The organism is Nonomuraea sp. PA05, from assembly GCF_008086045.1.
Lineage (GTDB): Bacteria > Actinomycetota > Actinomycetes > Streptosporangiales > Streptosporangiaceae > Nonomuraea > Nonomuraea monospora.
Map to the genome: position 1 here is coordinate 25,814 of NZ_VSEY01000072.1, position 18,490 is coordinate 44,303.

Consider the following 18,490-nt stretch of genomic DNA (forward strand, 5'->3'; position numbering starts at 1 on the left):
GGATCGGCGTGCTGCTGGCCGGTCTCATGTTAGAATGTATGCAGCTTCAGAGTGTTTTTGATAGCCATTCCATGTGTGCGCCGCCGAACGGGCCTTTCCTTTCGCCTACTGCATCGAGTAGCCAGTGCGCCGCCTCTTCTGCTTGTGCGATCAATTCGGGTGGGTAACGCAGCAGAATCTGATGCTCTGCGAATTCGTCTACATCGTCCAGGATGAGTCGTCCATCTCTCATGCGAATCACGTCTAGGTCGAGGTCGAGCATCGTGATCTCGTCGTCGTTCCATTCCGGAATGGTCGTGACGTCGACGTAGATTTCACTCTTGTGGGGTGGGGTGTTAAAGGACGCCGTCCACCAGGCGTCCCTGGGGAACAGCATGATTGCGGTGGTCTCCCAGGTCACAGGTGGGCCTTCGCCCTTGCGGGCGACCGTGCCACCGGGGACTTCGGCCCAAAGGCCGTGCTCGTCCTCACCGAGTAGTCGAGCGGGATGGTTCCAGTGCAATGCGCCGCCGTATTTCCTGAAGACGATTCGCACGTCGGTCATAGGAAGAGACATATCCCTGCTGAGTGGTCGTCACACGTGACGCTTATGTGGGTTGGCCGGGCTGGGTGGCGTGGGCCTGTACAGCGGGTGGTGGGGTTTGCGGGATGGGGTGGTCGGCTCTCGGCGACGTCGGTCCCTGCGGGAGTGCACGTTGGACGAATCGAGGGCCTCACCGGTCGGCTGGGAGGTACGCGAGGAAGGCGTGAAGGCTCAGCGGGCCGGTGAGGCATCGCAGGGCGAGAAGTTTGGGTCGGGGCATCAGGAGGCGGGGACGGGTGGTCAGGAGGCGTTGGATGGTCAGGACGCGGGACCGGGTGGTCAGGTGGCCGGGGGCGGGTGGTGAGGTGCAGTTCGCTGGGAGGCCGCTGGTCGTGGTGGTGGAGGGCCATGGAACTGCGCTCGCCGCTCCAGGGGCCTACTCAGCCATGGAGGTGGAGGGCCTTGGCGAGGGCTGCCAAGCGTGGGGGAGAGGCCAGGCCTGCGTGGTACAGGTGGAGCTCCGACGCGCCGGCCTTGGTGTACGTCCTGAGCTGGTCCGCCAGGACATCTGGGTCGGCCGGGCGGGGCGGGAGGGCCAGGACGTAGGCACCGACTCGCTGGTCCGGCGTGGCGAGGTCCTTGAGGCGGGCCAGGCGGGCGGCGTCCGTGGCCGGGTCGCCCCAGCAGTTGGCCACCAGGACGTCTGCTCCTGGTTCGCCCGACGGGAGCGGGGCGAAGGCGCCTGTGGCCCAGGGGTCCGGGTTGGCGTGCAGGGTGATCGGGACGTTCGGGGCGGCTCTTCTGGCTACGGAGATCAGGCGCTGTCGGAGGGCGGTCGTTTGGGCGACGCGGACGGTGCGCACCTCGTCGGCGAGAGGGCCGAGAACGTCTTCGGCAGTGGTGGCGGACGACTGCGGGGCAGGAGCGGTGCGGTCGATGGCGGCGCGGACGACGGCCCTCGTCGGCTCCGGATATTGGGGGGCGCAGTTCGTGCAGAAGCACAGAGAGAGAAGGTCGATGTCTGCGGAAGTCCAGTCCGCGCCGGACGTCTTCTCGTGGACGGTCTGGTGGCCGAAGCCCATCGGGCCACAGGCTTCCAGGATCAGGCCGTCGGGTTCGCCCACCTTGAGGATCTCCTGGACCAGGCGCTCGCAGTACTCGATGACGTCCTCGTGGGCCGGGCACAGGGCGTACGGGTACGGGTCGCCGAAGGCGTTGCGTACGACCAGGTCAGGGTTGGCGGAGCCCAGGTGGGAGTTGTGCGTGAGGACGGTCCAGGCGTGCACCTGGAGGCCGGCTGCCTTCAGAGCGTCCCTCGCCTGGAGGTAGGCGTCGGCAGGAGTCCACGTTGGGGACGCGGGGACCAGGCGAGACCAGGATGACGGGCGAATCGGGAGGTAGAAGGCCGGGTATGGCACATCAAGGACGCGGTGAGCGGGGTGGTACGGCGTGGCTGCCCTCGTTGAGTGATACATGGCTGCCAGGGCGACCGTCTGGACGCCGAGGTCTGCCAGGCGGCCGGGGGCTGATGGGTCTCCGACCACGTCCCAGGGGTAGAGGTAGGCGACGTTCATCAACGGGGTCTCCTTGCCGACGGTCATGGGTGGGTCAGTTCGCTGGAATTCGCCAGGCGGGTGGGGTGTTCACGAGCAGCCGCAATTCTCCTGGCCGGTGTTCGGCAGTGGCGCACGGGTGGCTCCGTGTGCGCGTCGGGGCAAGTGGGGGTGGGGTGGCGTGCCGTCGGCTGAGCGTCGCGGATGCATGCGCTGTGTCGGGGCGCATGGGGCCGGAACGGTGCGTCTGGGTGGCCGCCGGGAACCGAACGCGCTGGGCGGAGCCGGGCGCCAGGGTGTGGGAGCGCCCGCAAGGTCGCGGGGGTGCCCGGTGATATCCGGAGCGGGGTCGCCGGGCGAAATCCGCTGTGGGGTGGCGGGAGCTGTTGGAAAAGGTTCACCAGCGGGGCTTCTGCGAGGAGAAGGAGGGGTCGAAGCGTTGAATGTACGACGTGTCGTCGCGAGAGCGAATTCCGCACTTCTCGTACTGCTCGTTCATCACCGCGAGCGCGTCCCTGTCCAGTTCGACGCCCAGGCCCGGAGTGGTGGGGACCGGGACGGCGCCGTTCACGAAGCGGAGGGGGCCGGGCACGATCACGTCCTGGCCGTCCTGCCAGGGGGTGTGGGTGTCGCAGGCGAACGTGAGGTTCGGCGTGGCGGCGGCCAGGTGGGTCATGGCGGCGAGGCTGATCCCGAGGTGGGAGTTGGAGTGCATGGACATGCCCAGGCCGAAGGTGTCACACATGGCGGCGATGTGCGAGGAACGGATGAGGCCGCCCCAGTAGTGGTGGTCCAGGAGAAGGACGCCGATGGCGCGGGAGGCCATGGCGGGCGGGAAGTGCGCCGGAGTGACGACGCACATGTTGGTGGCCAGGGGCATGGGGACGGAGGCGGCCACCTCCGCCATGCCGTCGATGCCGGAGGTCGGGTCCTCGAGGTACTGGAGGGTGCCCTCGAGTTCTCTGCCGACGCGGATGGAGGTGGCGACCGACCAGGCGGCGTTCGGGTCGAGGCGGAGCGGAGTGTCCGGGAACGCCTCGTGGAGGGCGCGGATCGCGGAGATTTCCTGGTCCGGAGGGTAGACGCCGCCCTTGAGCTTGATGGACTGGAAGCCGTACTCGTTGATGAGGAGTCTCGCCTGTTCGACGATGCCGGCTTCGTCGAGTGCGGCGCCGAACCTGTCCGGGTCGTCGCCCGGGTGGCCCGCCCACTTGTAGAAGAGGTAGGCGCTGTACGGGACCGCGTCCCTGACCGTGCCGCCCAGGAGGTCGGATACCGGGACACCTGCCGCCTTGCCCCTGATGTCCAGGCAAGCCACCTCGAAGGGGGAGAAGACGCGGTCGATGCTCTTCTCGGCGGTGGCAGCGCCGGTGAGGCCGTGCAGGTCGTGCACGGTGCCGCTGACGAGGGCGGCGATGCGGGCGTACATCGTGTTGAGGGCGTGGACGTCGAGGCCGACCAAGGCCTGGGCGCACTCGCGGACTGCGGTGAGGTGTTCGAGATCGCCGTAGGTCTCACCCAACCCGGTCAGGCCTTCGTCCGTGACGACCTCGACAATAGTACGGAGAGCCCATGGCTCGTGGACTCCGGCGGCGTTCAGGAGAGGCGGATCCCGGAAAGCTACGGGGGTTACGTGGATCTGCCTGATGATCATCGCATGCCGTCCATATATGTGAACGATAGCCAGATTTGTGGACAAGTAGCCGCAACTGTAAGAATCAGAATGAAGAAGTGTCAAGACTCCGAAGGGCCTTTCGATGATCTACGGACACGACCCCAGGACCGGCGAGACCGTGGGCACCGCCCTGCCCGAGACCGACACCGCCGGGGTCGATCTGATCGTTTCTGCTGCAGCCGCCGCCGGTGCGGCCTGGCGGGCGACCCCGGCCGCCGAGCGGGCCGTCGCGCTGGAGGCCGTCGCCGACGCGCTGAGCGCGCACGTGGACGAGCTGTGGCAGCTCGCCGACCAGGAGACCGCCCTCGGCGAGGTGCGGCTGCGCGGCGAGGTGGCACGTACGGCGGGGCAGTTCAGGCTCTTCGCCGAGGTGATCAGGGACGGTGGTTACCTGGAAGCCATCATCGATCACGCTGACTCTTCGCTCACGCCGCCGAGGCCGGACGTGCGCCGCATGAACCACGCGCTGCAGGGCGTCGTGGCGGTGTTCGCGGCCAGCAACTTCCCGTTCGCGTTCTCCGTGGCCGGTGGCGACACCGCCTCCGCGCTCGCCGCCGGCTGCCCCGTGGTCGTGAAGGCGCACCCCGGGCACCCGAACACGTCCGAGCGGGTGGCGAAGATCGTGCGGGAGGCGCTGCCCTACCCGGACCTGCTCGGGCTGGTCCAGGGCATGCAGGCCGGCGCCGACCTCGTGCAGCACCCGAGCGTGGTGGCGGCCGGGTTCACCGGGTCCGTGGCCGGCGGCAAGGCGATCCAGAAGCTGATCGACGAGCGCGAGGTGCCGATCCCGTTCTACGGCGAGCTCGGCAGCGTCAACCCCGTGGTCGTGCTGCCGTCCGCGCCCGTGAAGGAGGTGGCGGCCGGGTTCGCCGGGTCGCTGACGCTCGGCGTCGGGCAGTTCTGCACCAACCCCGGGCTCATGTTCGTGCCCGAGGGGGACGAACTGCGGAAGGCGATCGTGGAGGCCGTCGAGGGGACGACCGGTGGGCCCATGCTCGCTGAGCGGATCAGGGACGGGTACCTCGGCGGCGTCGAGCGGCTCGGGCAGTTGCAGTTGCTGGCCGAAGGCAAGCCTGGAGAGGGGAGCCTGGCGGTCACGCCCAAGGTGTTCACCGCGGATCTGGAGACCTTCGCGTCGAAGCTGCCTGCCATCGGTGAGGAGTGCTTCGGGCCGGCGTCGATCGTGGTCACATACCGGGACGTCTCGGACCTGAGGCCGGTGCTCGAGCAGCTCGAAGGGTCGCTGACGGCGACCATTCACAGCACCGACGCGGAGGAGGCCGGGGAGGTCGCCGAGGCGCTGGGCAAGACCGCCGGGCGGCTCATCTGGAACGGGTGGCCGACCGGGGTGGCCGTGTGCTGGGCCATGCATCACGGTGGGCCCTGGCCTGCTGCTACGACCAGCTACACGTCTGTGGGGGCTACGGCGATCGGGCGGTGGCTCGCGCCGACCGCTTACCAGGACTGGCCTGAGGCGCTGCTGCCGGAGGAGCTCAAGGATGGGAACCCGCTGGGTGTTCCGCAGAGGGTGGATGGTCGGCTTCAGGTTGGGTGAGGGAGTGTTTGGGGGCGTCTGACGGCTGACGGCTGGCCGACGGCGGCTGGCCCCTGGTGGCCGGGATGACGGCGGTCGGGTTGGTGGCGGCTGGTTGGTGGCGGCTGGTTGACGGCGGCGCGGTGGTGGCCGGGTTGGTGGCAGCCTGGATGACGGTGCCACGACCGTGGCTTTGTGGCGGCGGTTGTCGGCGCGTGACGGCGGGTTGGGTCGCCGGCCTGGTGGTGTGGTGGGTTGAGTGTGTGCCCGCTCTCCGTGCTGGGTCGGCGGAGCCCGTGTTGTTGCATGCTGGTGCTGGTGCTGGTGCTGGTGCTGGTGCTGGTGCTGGTGCTGGCGCCTGAGCCAAGGCCTGTAGTCGGTGCCGGGGCCGGGGCTCCTGCGGGCGGTACCGATGCGTTTGGTGGGGCGCCGTACTGGTGGGTGGGTGCGGAACGTGCATCGGCGCTCGTGTTGTGCTGGCGCTGGCGCAGGGGTGGGCCGGTCGTAGCTGAGGCTGGGCGGGTGGTGGGCGTCTGTGAACCGGGCGCGTGGCTGTGCTGTGCGTCGGTCGGTGTGAGGGCGTGTCTGGTTTGACCGCGGCCGGTGGCGGCAGCGTGCGTGGTACGCAGCGGGGCATGTGCAAGGGCGCGACGTAACGCTGTGCGGGGCGTGCGTGTTCGGCCTGGGCGGGAGTGAGCGTGCGTGGTGCGGGGCTTGCGTGGTGCGGGGCGTGCGTGGTGCGAGGCGTGCGTGTGTCGGGCTCGCGTAGTACGGGGGCTCGCGTAGTACAAGGTTTCGCGGTGTGAAGCCTGGAAGGTGTGGGTCCTTGGTGATGTGGGGCCTGGTGGCGCGGGGCCTGCATGATGGTGGGCGGAGTCATGTTTGTCTCGCGTGGTAGGGCTCGGGTTGGACGTGCTGTCGTTTCCGAACGAGGGACGACGGAGAGGTGTTCGTGAGGGAGAAGGAGACCAGGGTCTCACTAGCAAATGTCAGGTGTTGGCGATCTCGAGCCCGACCTCAATGAGGCCCTCTAGAACCCGCACATGCTCCTCAATCGGATCCACCAACGGTGCCCGAACTCCGCCCACGTCCAGCCCCCGAAGCCGGACCCCCGCCTTGACGAGAGAGACCGCATATCCAGGCACAAGGTCTCGCAACTCCACCAGAGGCAGATAGAAGCCGGTGAGCAACCGCCGCACCATGCCCTCGTCCCCACCGGTCACCGCCTTGTGAAACGCCAGCGAGATCTCGGGTGCGAAGGCGAAAACGGCGCTGGAGTACAGATTCACCCCGATCCCTCGGTAAGCAGGCATTGTTAGCTCGGCGGTAGGTAAGCCGTTGAAGAAGGTGAAGGGCTTGGTGGTGGTTCGGCGCACGGTGAGGATGATGCGTTGCAGTAGGTCGAAGTCGCCCAGGCCGTCCTTGAAGCCCACGATGTTCGGAACTTCGGCGGCCAAGGTAGCTACTGCTTCGGGGGTGAAGCGGGCGGTGCCGCGCTGGTAGACGACCGTGGGCAGTTCGCCGGCTGCCGCGACTTCGCGTACGTACCGGACGAGGCCGCTGATGGGGCCGTTGACCAGGTAGGGCGGCATGACGAGGAGGCCGTCGGCGCCTTCGGCGGCGGCGGCGCGGGCGAGGGTGCGGGCAGTTGGGAGGGGGCCGCCGGTGCCGGCGAAGACGGGGACGCGGCCGGCGGTGGCAGTGACGGCGGTTGACACCACGCGGGTGTATTCCTCGAGGTCGAGGGCGTTGAACTCGCCGGTGCCGCATGCGGCGAACACTGCGCCCGGTCCGGCCGCGACTCCTTGGGAGACGTGGCGGGCGAGGGTGGGTTCGGCGAGGGCGCCATCGGGGTCGAACGGTGTGACCGGGAAGAAGAGAACGCCGTCTAGCCGCATCGATGGGTCCTTCCTGGCGGGTGTCCTCCCTGGGTGAGGGGTCCTGGCGGTGCCCTCAGGGGGAGGGGAGGTCCTGGCGGATGCGGGGCAGGGCGGGGGCAGGGCGGGGGCAGGGCAGGGGCAGGGCAGGGGCAGGGGGCAGTCCTGGTGGATGCTCTCCCCGGCGGAGGGGGCAGCCCTAGCAAACGGCCTTCGCGGGGAGTAGGTGGCGGTGCGGGTGTCCTGCCTGGGAAGGGTGGTGGTGTTGGCGGAGCCCAAGGTTTTCGCGGGGGAGTGGGGGCGGTGGCGGAGGGGTTCCGCGGGGGAGTGGGGGCGGTGGCGGAGGGGCTTCTCTGAGGAGGGTGGTGGTGTTGGCGGAGGGCTCTCGGGAGGGAGGGCGGTGGTGTTGGCGAGTGCGTTCGTGCGGAGCGGAGCAGTGCTGGCGGAGGGAGGCAGCCCTGGCAGAGAATCTCCCGGCGAAGAGCGGCGACCTTAGCGGATGCCCTCCCTCCGCAGGGTGGCGGCCAGCTTGCGCGTATGTTTGATGATCGCTTCGGTGATCGGCTCAACGTCGGCGGGCGCGAGGGCGGCCGGCATGGAGCAACTGATGGCATCGGTGGCCGGAATCCGGTAGTCAACGGCGACGGCCACGCAGGCCACCCCCGGCGTCCCCTGCTCCTTCTCGTACGACCACCCCCTGGTGCGCACCTGATCAAGCTCCCCGGTGAGCTTGGTGAGGTCAGTGATGGTGTGGGAGGTGAGCGACGTCAGCGGCTGCGGCAGCAGCGCCCCCACCTCGTCGTCGGTGAGCTGGGCGAGCAGGACCTGGCCGAGGGCGGTGACGTGGGCGGGGAGCCGTCGGCCGACGCGAGGGATGATGTGGTCGGCCTCGCGTGACTCCCTGGTGGCCAGGTAGAGGACGTGTGCGCCGTCACGGCGGGCGAAGTGTACGGTCTGACCGATCTCGTCCCGTAGGTCTTCGAGGCAGTCCTGGGCGAAGGGGAGGGCGGGGTCCTTGTCGAGGTAGGCGGTGCCGGTCAGCAGGGCGTGCGGGCCGATGCCGAACGCGGATCTGGCCGAGTCGGTCTCCACCCAGTTGAGCTCGACCAGGGTGCGCATGAGGGCGTGCAGGCTGCTGCGGGGGAAGCCGGTCCGCTGCTGGAGCTCCGACAGGGTCAGGTGGTGGTGCGAGTCGGCGAGCGTTTCCAGGATGCGTACGGTCCGCTCCGCGGACTTGACCAGCGGGGGCTGCTCCATGGTCGTCCCATCTCGTATCCGTCAAAGATCCAGGATATGGGATACCGTCCAGATACATGGACGCTTAACCCTTGATCGCGCCGCTGGTCAGCCCGCGCATGAACTGCCGCTGGAACGCCAGGAAGGCGATGATCGACGGCAGCAGAGCGAGCAGCGAGGCCGCCAGCAGGACGCCGATGCCGACCTCCTCGTCCGACCGGAGCGAGCGTAGCGCGATGGGCAGCGTCCACATGTCGGACGTCGGGGCGACGATCAGCGGGAGCAGGTACTGGTCCCAGATCATGGTGAAGCCGAAGACGCCGATCACGCCGAGGGCCGGGCGGCACAGCGGCACGATGATCGTGGCGAAGATGCGCAGCTCGCCGGCGCCGTCGATGCGGGCCGCCTCCTCCAGCTCGACCGGCACCTCCTTCATGAACTCCGTCATGACGAGGATCGAGAAGCCCCACGCCCCGACGGGCAGGATCATGCCGGCGTAGGTGCCGATGAGGTTGAGGTGCAGCAGTGGCAGGTCGGCCAGGACGAGGGAGAGGGGGATCGCGATGATCTCCTCGGGCAGCATCATCGTGGTGAGCATGAGCAGCATCACGAATGTCATGCCGCGGAACTTCTTGCGGGCCAGCGAGTAGGCCGCGAAGACGCTCACCAGCATCTGCAGGAGGAGGCCGAAGCCCACGACGATGAAGGAGTTGAGGAGGTACAGGTAGACGTTCTTGTCCTGGGCCTGGAGGAAGTTCTCGAGGGTGAACTCGTCAGGCCAGAAGGAGAACGAGGTGGGGTCGAGTGTCTTGTTGAAGGCGCTGATCAGGAGGCCGACCAGTGGGCCGGTGAAGACCGCCACCATGAAGGCATAAATGATGACTTTTCCGACGGTTGCCAAGGGGCCGCGCCGCGACTCCAGGCCGAGGGCGCTGTCGAACCTCATGACGTCGACTCCAGGTCGGGGGTGGTGCGGAGTGTCATGATGCGAGGCTTTGGGGTGGGGGTGGGGGTGGGGGTGGACGTGCGGCTGGGGGTGGACGTGCGGCTGGGGGTGGACGTGCGGCTGGGGGTGGACGTGCGGCTGGGGGTGGACGAGCGGGTGCCGGTGGACGTGCGGGTGCGGGTGGGGCTTCGAGTTGGAGTGGCGGTGGGAGTGGAAGCGGGGCTGGGAGCGGAAGCGGGAGCGGGGGTGCGGGTGGCAGCGGCAGCGGGAGTGGGGGTGCGGGTGGCAGCGGGGGCGGGAGTGGGAGCGAGAGTGGGAGTGGGGATGGCAGCGGGGGCGGGGCTGGGAGCGAGAGTGGGAGTGGAGACGGCAGCGGAGGTGGCGGTGGTGTGGAGGGTCATGACGCGAGACCCCGCGTCAGGGGTGCCGTCGAACGTCATGACGCCTGCCTCCTCCGCATCACCTGCACAACCACCGTCAGAACCAGCGTGGCCAGGAACAACACGATGCCCCCCGCCGACGCGACCCCCAGCTCGTTCTTCTGGAACCCAAGCTTGTAGATCAAGGTCATCAACACCTCGGACGACCCGTTAGGCCCCCCGTTCGTCAGCACGTACACCTCGACGAAGACCCGCAGCCCCCGGATGGCGGCCAGCGTGAACAGGATCCAGAACACCGGCCGCAGCGCGGGCAGCGTGATGTGCCGCAGTCGCCGCCAGGTGGAGGCGCCGTCCACGGCGGCGGCCTCGTACAGGGCGCGGTCCACGCCGACGAGCCCCGCGAGGAAGATCATCATGTCGTACGGGGTGCCGCGCCAGATGCTCATCAGCATGATCGACCACAGTGAGGTGTCCTCGCTGGCCAGCCAGGGCTGCGGATCGATCACGGCCCAGCCGATGATGACGTTGAGCATGCCGTTGTCGGCCGGGTGGAACATGATGCGCCACACCTCGGCCACGGCCGCCATCGTGGTGACGACGGGCAGGAAGGCCGCGGTCCTGACGAACCAGAGGTAGCGGGCGGGCCCCTCGACGAGCAGGGCCAGCACGAGGCCGAGCACGATGGAGCCGATCGTGGTGCCCAGGGCCAGGACGACGCTGTGCCAGATGGCGGCGCCGAACTCGGCGTCGGAGATGATCGTCTCGTAGTTCTGGAAGCCGACCCACTCGTCACCGAGGAACGTCTGGACCTTGAACAGGCTCTTCCACAGCCCGACGAACATCGGGATGAACTTGAAGTACAGGAAGAGCAGCAGCGCGGGCGCCAGGAACAGCCAGGCGATCAGCGGCCCCCGCCACCGCACCGATCTCGGTGGGTGGCCGGAGGCCGCCGTCCGGCGGCGTGCCGGGGCGAGGGTGGAGGTCATGACGCTTTCTGGCTCTGCAGTTCCTGGGTGAGCTTGGTGTTGAGCTCATCCATCGCCGTCTTGACGTCGGCGGTGCAGTCGGCCCAGACGGCGTTGATGGTGTCGGCGGAGGTCTGCCGGATCGGCGCCCAGTTGGGCACGGGCGGGGCGTAGACGGCGTGCGCGTACGACTCCTGGAACACCTTCCAGCGCGGGTCCTGGCGCTCGGCGGACATGTCCACCGTGGTGTTGACGGGCAGGCGGACGATGGCGCCGTTGGCGTCCTTGTTCATGCCGATCTTCTGGCCTTCGGGGGAGATGGCGAACTCGGCGAACTTCTTCTGCGCGTCCTTGTTCGCGGAGCCGGCCATGAGGTAGACGTTCTCGCCCTCGCCGAGGGTGCCGGGGCCGCCGGCCGGGCCCTTGGGCACGGGCAGGACCTCGATCTTGTCGGTGCCGACGCTGTTGACGAAGCGGGCCAGCACGTACGGGCCGACCAGGTAGATGCCGCCCTGCCCCTTCTCGAACACCTCGTGCGTGACGGTGGTGTCGTTGCTGACGGCGCCGGGGTTGACAGTCTTGGTCTTGCAGAACTGGTCCTGGAGGTACTGCACGGCCTCGACGGTCTTGGGGTCGTTCACGGTGGCGGCGTACTTGCCCGCCCCGGTGGACTTGATGAAGTCGCCGCCGTTGGCGTAGATGAGCGAGGAGGCGTACCAGGAGGCGTAGCCGCGCTTGGTGCCGGCGGGGGCGGTGAAGCCGGCGGTGTCCTTCTGGCCGTTGCCGTCGGGGTCCTTCTCGGTGAAGGCGACGGCCAGTTTGGTCAGGTCGTCCCAGGTCTCGGGCGGCTCCATGCCGACCTTCTCGCGCCAGTCCTTGCGGACGATCAGCGCGAACGACTGGGCCGAGAACGGGGCCGCATAGAACTTGCCGTCGGACCCCGTGGCGGCCTTCCAGGCGGTCTCCGCCAGTTGGTCGCCGCCCTTGAGCGCGGCCTTGTCGACGGGCTCCAGCCAGCCCTGCGACACCATGTTGCCGAGCTGGGCGGTGTCGTTGATGACGATGTCAGGGAGGTCTTTCTGTGCCGCCTGCTGGTTCAGCTTGGTCTCGAAGTCGTCGAAAAGGGCGACGACCTTCGTCTGCACCCCGCTGGCCTTGGTGAAGGCGTCAGCGAGCTTCTTGGCGGTCTTGGCGGAGTCTGAATCGGGCGCCTGCCTGATCCAGATCTCCAGAGTGTTGTCAGAACCTGATGATGCACCGGAACCGCAGCCTGTCAGTCCAACGGCCAGAGTCGTCATGATCGCGACTCCCAGCAGACGACGTGACATCAGACCGCCTCCTGTTCACATACATGGACGTGAGTCGAAGACTTGGATGTGTGCCTGCGAACGTAACCAGTGGCGTGGCTCACGGTCAATATTCAAGTATGTGAAAGTCCGCCAGATTCGTGTACATCATGAGGCATGCGCATTCTCATGACAGGGGCCTCTGGAAAGGTCGGGACGCTGCTTCGCCCGCGTCTCGCACAGGAGGGCCGCACGCTGCGGCTTTCCGATATTCATCCGGTCGACCCCGGGCCCGGCGAGGAGTGGGTGACGGCGGACCTGGCCGACCCCGACGCCATGGCCGAGGCGATGAAGGGCGTGGACGCCGTGCTCCACCTGGGCGGCCAGAGCCGGGAGCATCCCTGGGCCGACATCGTGCAGGCCAACATCAACGGCACGCAGGTGTTGCTGGAGGCGGCGTACAAGGAGGGCGTCGAGCACGTCGTGCTCATGGGCAGCCACCACGCGGCCGGCTTCCAGACCAGGCCGGAGGGCGGCGCGGACCTGCCCGACTACGCCTTCCCGCGGCCCGACACCTTCTACGGCGTGAGCAAGGTCGTCATGGAGGCGCTCGGCAGCCTCTACCACGACCGTTTCGGCATGAACGTCACCGTGATCAGGCTCGGCACCTGCAACGAGGCCCCGGCCGACACACGCGGCCTGGCCACCTGGATCTCCGCCGACGACCTGACCCGCCTGGTCGAGGCGGGGCTCACCGCGCCCGGCTACCACGTCGTCTGGGGCGTCTCCGACAGCCCGCGCCGCTGGTGGTCGCTGGAGGAGGCCAAGTCCATCGGGTACGTCTCGCGCGACTCCTCCGAGCCCTTCGCCGCCGGCCTCATCGCGGAGCAGGGCGAGCCCGACCTGTCGGAGCCGCTGCACGACCGCGCGGGCGGCGTGTTCACACTCAACGAACTCGGCGGGAAATGGTGAACTGAAGAGCCAGCAACCGGTTGCAAGAACCTTGACGGCATCACCCGCAAAGGTCAAGGTTTAGTCTGGCAACCGTTTGCAAGGGAGGGCGGCATGGCTGCGACGATCAAGGACGTGGCCCGCGCCTGCGGCGTCCATGTGTCCACCGTGTCCCGTACCTTCTCCGCGCCGCACCTGGTCAATCCTGCCACCAGGAGCCGCGTGCTGGCCGCCGCCGACGACCTCGGCTACCGGCCGAACCGGGCGGCCAGGGCCCTGACCACCGGACGCACGTTCAACATGGGCCTGATCGTGGCCGACATCTCCAACCCGTTCTTCCCGCCCCTCATCAAGGCCGCGCAGGCGCAGGCCAGGGGGCGGGACTACCACGTGTTCGTGGCCGACACCGACGAGGACCCGCGGGTCGAGGAAGAGCTGATCAGGACCCTCACCAAGCAGGTGGACGGCGTCCTGCTGTGCAGCCCGCGCCTGTCGAACAAGATGATCGAGCGCCTGGCGGAGGACGTGCCGTTCGTCGTGGTCAACCGGCGCATCAAGGGCATGCCCGCCGTGCTCATGAACGTCGCCCAGGGCGCCAGGCTGGCCCTCGACCACCTGGCGGGGCTCGGCCACCGCAGGATCGCGCTCGTGTCAGGCCCGATCGGCTCCTGGACCAGCAACGAGATGCAGGGCGTGGCCGCCGAGGCGGCCGGGCTCGACCTGGTCTTCTTCGGCCCCAACCAGCCCACGGAGGGCGGCGGCCTGGCCGTGGCCCCCGAGGTGGCCGCCTGCGGCGCCACCGCGGTGCTCGCCTACAACGATCTGGTGGCACTCGGCCTGATTGAGGGGCTGTCGGCGATGGAGATAGGGGTACCAGACCAGATAAGTGTGATCGGGTTCGACGACATCCTGCCGGGGCGGCTCAACCGGCCCAAGCTGACCACGGTGGCCATGCCGGCCGTGCAGGCCGGGAGGATGGCCGTCGATCTGCTGCTGCAGTCGGGAGGCGAGGGCGCGACGGTGACCCTCGACACCGCCCTCATTGTCCGCGAGTCCACGGGAAGGGCACAGACATGATCTTCGGAACGCTGCCATCGGGCCAGCAGGTCGAGTGCGTAGAGCTGTCGTCGGGACGGCTGCGCGCCGAGGTGCTCACCTACGGCGCCGTCATCCGCACGCTGGAGGTGTCCGGGGTCAACGTCGTGCTCGGGCTGGACACGCTCGACGACTACCGCACCCGCAGCCGCTACTTCGGCGCCGTGGTCGGCAGGTACGGCAACCGCATCGCCAACGCGAGCTTCACCCTCGACGGGGCCACCTACAGCCTGCCCGCCAACAACGGCCCCAACTGCCTGCACGGCGGCGTCGAGGGCTTCGACAGCAAGGTGTGGACGATCACCGAGCGCACCGGCTCGTCGGTGACGCTGACGCTGACCAGCCCCGACGGCGACCAGGGCTTCCCCGGCACGCTGACCGTCTCGGTCACCTACACGCTGGCCGACGACGCCCTGCGCATCGACTACACCGCCGAGTCCGACGCGCCGACGGTGGTCAACCTGACCAACCACTCCTACTTCAACCTCAAGGGCGGCGGCGACGTGCTCGACCACGTCGTGCAGATGGCGTCCGAGCACTACCTGCCCGTGGACGACGACAAGATCCCCACGGGTGAGCCCGCGCCGGTCAAGGGCACCCCGTTCGACTTCACCGAGCCGCACGCGGTGGGCGAGCGCTACGACGGCGCCTACGACCACTGCTTCGTCCTCGACGGCGCGGTCAAGGTGACGGCGGGCGACCTGACCATGGAGGTCACCACCACCGAGCCGGGGGTGCAGTTCTACGCGGGCGGCATGCTGGACGGGGTGGCGACGCCGTTCGGGCCGTTCGCCGGGCTGTGCCTGGAGACGCAGCACTACCCGGACGCGCCGAACCAGCCGCAGTTCCCGTCCACGGTGCTGCGCCCGGGGGAGCGCCGCACCTCCACGACGACGTACGCGTTCATCTGACCTTCCGCAGCGCGGCGTTGGCCTTGATCACCAGCAGGGCCACGTCGTCCTGCGACGGCTCGGCGGCGAACGTCTCGACGGCGTGCCGCACCCGTTCGGCGACCGCGTGGGCGCTCAGCCCCGTACAGGTGGACAGCAGCTCGGACAGCCCGTCGCGGTCGTCGAGCAGCCGGTCGCCGTTGCGCCGCTCGGTCACGCCGTCGGTGACGCACAGCAGCACCTCCTCCGGCGCCAGCTCGAACGACTCCACGTAGAACCTGGCGGTGGACTCGATGCCGAGCAGCAACTGCGGCGTGGCCATCGCCTGGACGTCGCCGCCCTGCCGCAGCAGGAGGGGCGAGGGGTGGCCGGCGGAGGCGATGGTGCACAGCGCGCCGCCCTGGGGGAGCGGGGTCAGCTCGCCGCACAGCAGGCTGAGGAACCTGCCCTCCTCGCCCTCGTCCAGCAGCGCGTGGTTGAGCCGGTCGAAGATGTCGGCCACGGTGTAGTGCTCCTTGGCCAGCAGCCGGACGGCGTGCCTGGCCAGCCCGGTGACGGCGGCGGCCTCGGGGCCGCTGCCGCACACGTCGCCCAGCGCGAAGCACCAGTGGTCGGCCACCGTGAACAGGTCGTAGAAGTCGCCGCCGACGTCGGCGCCCTCCTCGGCCGGCTCGTAGACCACGGCGGACTCCAGGCCGGGCATGGGCGCCACCCGCATCGGCAGCAGGCTGCGCTGCAGCACCCGTGAGGTGGTCGCCTGCCGGGTGTAGAGCATGGCGGTGTGCAGGTTGAGCGCCACCAGGCGGCACAGGTCGGCGAGCAGGTCGGCCAGCTCCAGCGGCAGCGTCGACTCGGCCCGGCCGATCACCAGCGCGCCGTGCGACCTGCCCTGCGTGAGCAGCGGGAAGGCCAGCACGTTCTCCGGGCCGACCGGCCAGCTGATCTCGGTGAGCGCCGTGCGGGGGATGGCGGGCAGCGACTTGCGCAGGTCGGCGTTGTGGCGCTCCTCGCTGTGCCAGACGTGCGCGAGCCTGGTCATCCCCGTCAGGTCGGTCAGGTAGACGGCCGCCCACGTGGCGATCTTGGGCACGACGAGCTGCGCGGTGAGCGCGGCGATCAGCTCCTCGTCGTGCACGCCCGCGAGCAGCTCGCCCGCCTCGGCCAGGAACGACAGCCGCCCCCTGTGCGCCCGGTCCTGCTCGGCCAGCCGCTCGCGCTGCACGGTCACCGCCACCTGGTCGGCGATGTGCTGCAGGCTGACCGTCAGCTCCTGGTCGAAGCGGCTCGGCTGGGCGTCGGTGACGACGAGGTGGCCGACCACCTCGCCGGCCACGAGCAGCGGCGCGCACGCCAGCGACCTGGCGCGAAGCTGCTGGGCCAGCTCGACGTCGCCGGCCAGCAGGTCCTCGATCATCGTCGGGGACTTCCTGTCGGGGCTGAACACGCCGGTGGCCAGCACGCCCACCAGCCCCGCCGTCGCGCCCACGCCCGCCGCCACGCCGAACCGGCTGCCGCCCTCGGTGGCCAGCAGCACGTACGAGGCGTCGCCGCCGCTCGACACCTGCACGATCTGCGCGATCGTGGCCAGCAGCTCCGTGAACGGCATGTCCCGGTCGAGCAGGTCCTTGATCCGCCGCCCCGCCTCCCTGCGCAGCGGCGCCGACGGCGGCGTCAGCACGAACCGATGGTCGCTGGAGACGATCATCCAGATGGCCCTGCGCTCGCCCGCGTGCCCCCTGGCCCGCAGCTGGGAGACGTAGACGGGCACCAGCGTGCCGTCGCGGTGCCGCATCCTGGCCTCGCCCCGCCAGCGGCCCAGGCTGAGCGTGTCGGTCAGCGACAGCGCGTACGGGCCGTGCCCCCGCCAGGCCACCAGCTCCTTCAGCGACCGGCCGATGGCCTGCTCCCCGTCCCAGCCGAGAAGCTGCTCCGCCTCGGGGTTCCACGACTCCACCACCCCGTCGAGATCGCAGATCACCACCCCGACGTGCAGGGTGTCGAGCGGCGGCGCGACGGGTCCCGGGACCAGGCAGGGCGGGCACGACACGTGGTCCTGCATGTCGCAGCCCTCGCCCAGCTCCATGCGCACCCAGACGCGCTTGGCGGTCCTGGTGTAGGTGACGCCCCAGGCGTCGGCGAGCATCCCGGCGAGCGCCAGGCCGCGCCCAGAGGTGGACAGCGTGCCGTCACCCTCGCCCGGCACCGCCTCCCCGGCGGGCAGGGTGCGGGTGGGGTGGTGGTCGTCCACCTCTATCTCGAGTTTCGGGGGGCTGGCGTCCACGTCCAGGCGGCACGTCAGCTCGACGCCGGTGCCCGCGTGCACCACGGCGTTCGTGACGAGTTCGCTGGTCAGCAGCACGGCATCCTCGGCCAGATGGCTCAGGCGCCATTCGCCGAGCACCTGGCGGACGAACTTGCGCGCGTGCGCCGGTGCATGGGGAGTGCCGTCGAAGGCCGTGCTCGACACCCTGGTCGTGTCCACTCTGCGTCCTAGAACATCACTCGATGTGGCAGTTCGGTCACTCTCAGAGTGGCAGACTGATGGCGTTGATACCTCCAGTTGTGAAGAAGGCCGCCATGGTCGCGCAGTTGGACTCCCCGTACCGCGCTGGATCGCTCCACCACGCGGAGCTCCGCCCGCTGCTCGTCGCCCTGCAAGGGCTGCGTGACGGCAACTTCAGGAGCAGGCTCGACATGCCGGACGATCCCTTCCTCGCGGAGCTGGCGATCACGTTCAACCAGGTCGTCGACAGGAACGAGCACCTGTCCGGCGAGCTGACCCGCCTGCGCACGGAGGTCGCCAGGCGGGGCAGGCTCGACGAGCGGCTCGGCCCCAGCCCTGGCACGGGCGGCTGGGCGGTCAACGTGGCCGCGGTCAACTCGATCGTCGACGCGCTGGTCATCCCGATGGCCAAGGCCACCAGGGTGCTCAACGCGGTCGCCGACGGCGACCTGTCCAAACGGGTGGACCTCCAGGAGGACGACCGGCCGCTGCGCGGCGGCCTGCGCCTGATGGGCAAGGCGGTCAACCGCATGGTGGACCAGCTCGCGCTGTTCTCCGGCGAGGTGACCCGGGTGGCGCGCGAGGTCGGCACCGAGGGCAGGCTCGGCGGCCGGGCCAAGGTGCAGGGCATGTCGGGGAGCTGGCGCGACGTCACCGAGGCGGTCAACGCGATGGCCGGGCGGCTGACGGCGCAGGTCCGTGACATCGCGGTCGTCACCACGGCCGTGGCCAGGGGCGACCTGACCAGGCAGGTGACGGTCGAGGCCACCGGTGAGCTGCTGGAGCTGAAGCTGACCGTCAACACGATGGTGGACCAGCTCTCCTCGTTCGCCAGCGAGGTGACCCGGGTGGCCCGCGAGGTCGGCACCGAGGGGCAGCTCGGCGGCCGGGCCGAGGTCAAGGGCGTGCTCGGCACCTGGAAGGACCTGACCGACAACGTCAACTTCATGGCCACCAACCTCACCACCCAGGTGCGCTCGATCGCCCAGGTCACCACGGCGGTGGCCAACGGCGACCTGTCCAAGAAGATCACAGTCGACGCGCGGGGCGAGATCCTCCAGCTCAAGGACACCATC

Annotated in this window: 14 protein-coding genes; 5 read left to right on the plus strand and 9 right to left on the minus strand. The window is 69.0% G+C overall.

Annotation, left to right across the window (positions count from 1 at the left end; translation table 11 throughout):
- Nucleotides 1-46 precede the first annotated feature (46 nt).
- The 3 genes from FXF51_RS57105 to FXF51_RS57115 all read right to left on the minus strand — a co-directional run bounded on the left by FXF51_RS57105 (nt 47) and on the right by FXF51_RS57115 (nt 3,730).
- Nucleotides 47-544, minus strand: a complete 498-nt coding sequence (locus tag FXF51_RS57105) for a DUF402 domain-containing protein (RefSeq protein WP_148443266.1) — start codon at nt 542-544, stop codon at nt 47-49.
- A 419-nt stretch (nt 545-963) separates the two neighbouring features.
- On the minus strand, nt 964-1,809 hold the full coding sequence (locus tag FXF51_RS57110; protein ID WP_262380570.1) for a hypothetical protein: 846 nt from the start codon (nt 1,807-1,809) through the stop codon (nt 964-966).
- Between the two features lie 664 nt (nt 1,810-2,473).
- Nucleotides 2,474-3,730: a glucarate dehydratase family protein gene (locus tag FXF51_RS57115; RefSeq protein WP_148443268.1), complete on the minus strand. Its 1,257-nt coding sequence runs from the start codon at nt 3,728-3,730 to the stop codon at nt 2,474-2,476.
- A gap of 103 nt (nt 3,731-3,833) precedes the next feature.
- On the opposite strand from FXF51_RS57115, the gene FXF51_RS57120 reads away from it, so the two are divergent.
- On the plus strand, nt 3,834-5,306 hold the full coding sequence (locus tag FXF51_RS57120; RefSeq protein WP_148443269.1) for an aldehyde dehydrogenase (NADP(+)): 1,473 nt from the start codon (nt 3,834-3,836) through the stop codon (nt 5,304-5,306).
- A 968-nt stretch (nt 5,307-6,274) separates the two neighbouring features.
- On the opposite strand, the gene FXF51_RS57130 is transcribed toward FXF51_RS57120, so the two are convergent.
- The 5 genes from FXF51_RS57130 to FXF51_RS57160 all read right to left on the minus strand — a co-directional run bounded on the left by FXF51_RS57130 (nt 6,275) and on the right by FXF51_RS57160 (nt 12,017).
- Complete coding sequence (locus FXF51_RS57130; protein ID WP_148443271.1) at nt 6,275-7,183, minus strand: 5-dehydro-4-deoxyglucarate dehydratase; 909 nt, start codon at nt 7,181-7,183, stop codon at nt 6,275-6,277.
- A gap of 471 nt (nt 7,184-7,654) precedes the next feature.
- Nucleotides 7,655-8,419, minus strand: a complete 765-nt coding sequence (locus FXF51_RS57140) for an IclR family transcriptional regulator (protein WP_148443273.1) — start codon at nt 8,417-8,419, stop codon at nt 7,655-7,657.
- A gap of 64 nt (nt 8,420-8,483) precedes the next feature.
- Nucleotides 8,484-9,344, minus strand: a complete 861-nt coding sequence (locus FXF51_RS57145; RefSeq protein ID WP_148443274.1) for a carbohydrate ABC transporter permease — start codon at nt 9,342-9,344, stop codon at nt 8,484-8,486.
- Between the two features lie 436 nt (nt 9,345-9,780).
- Entirely contained in the window at nt 9,781-10,710 is a 930-nt protein-coding gene (locus tag FXF51_RS57155; protein ID WP_262380571.1) for a carbohydrate ABC transporter permease, read from the minus strand.
- Nucleotides 10,707-12,017 carry an ABC transporter substrate-binding protein gene (locus tag FXF51_RS57160; protein WP_148443275.1) on the minus strand — a complete coding sequence of 437 codons (1,311 nt, stop codon included), beginning with the start codon at nt 12,015-12,017 and terminating at the stop codon, nt 10,707-10,709. The genes FXF51_RS57155 and FXF51_RS57160 overlap by 4 nt, the downstream gene beginning before the upstream one ends.
- Before the next feature lie 135 nt (nt 12,018-12,152).
- On the opposite strand from FXF51_RS57160, the gene FXF51_RS57165 reads away from it, so the two are divergent.
- The 3 genes from FXF51_RS57165 to FXF51_RS57175 all read left to right on the plus strand — a co-directional run bounded on the left by FXF51_RS57165 (nt 12,153) and on the right by FXF51_RS57175 (nt 14,932).
- On the plus strand, nt 12,153-12,947 hold the full coding sequence (locus tag FXF51_RS57165) for an NAD-dependent epimerase/dehydratase family protein (RefSeq protein WP_262380572.1): 795 nt from the start codon (nt 12,153-12,155) through the stop codon (nt 12,945-12,947).
- 93 nt (nt 12,948-13,040) lie between these two features.
- Nucleotides 13,041-14,003, plus strand: a complete 963-nt coding sequence (locus FXF51_RS57170) for a LacI family DNA-binding transcriptional regulator (protein ID WP_148443276.1) — start codon at nt 13,041-13,043, stop codon at nt 14,001-14,003.
- The gene (locus tag FXF51_RS57175; RefSeq protein WP_148443277.1) at nt 14,000-14,932 is read left to right on the plus strand and encodes an aldose epimerase family protein; all 933 of its coding nucleotides are present in this window, start codon (nt 14,000-14,002) and stop codon (nt 14,930-14,932) included. Before FXF51_RS57170 ends, FXF51_RS57175 begins: the two co-directional genes overlap by 4 nt.
- Here the strand turns inward: FXF51_RS57175 and FXF51_RS57180 are convergent.
- Entirely contained in the window at nt 14,925-17,393 is a 2,469-nt protein-coding gene (locus FXF51_RS57180) for a SpoIIE family protein phosphatase (protein WP_148443278.1), read from the minus strand. The two genes, FXF51_RS57175 and FXF51_RS57180, sit on opposite strands and share 8 nt — an antisense overlap.
- Before the next feature lie 95 nt (nt 17,394-17,488).
- Here FXF51_RS57180 and FXF51_RS57185 point away from each other — a divergent pair.
- A partial coding sequence (locus tag FXF51_RS57185; protein WP_187415146.1) for a HAMP domain-containing protein occupies nt 17,489-18,490 on the plus strand: 1,002 nt, incomplete at its 3' end.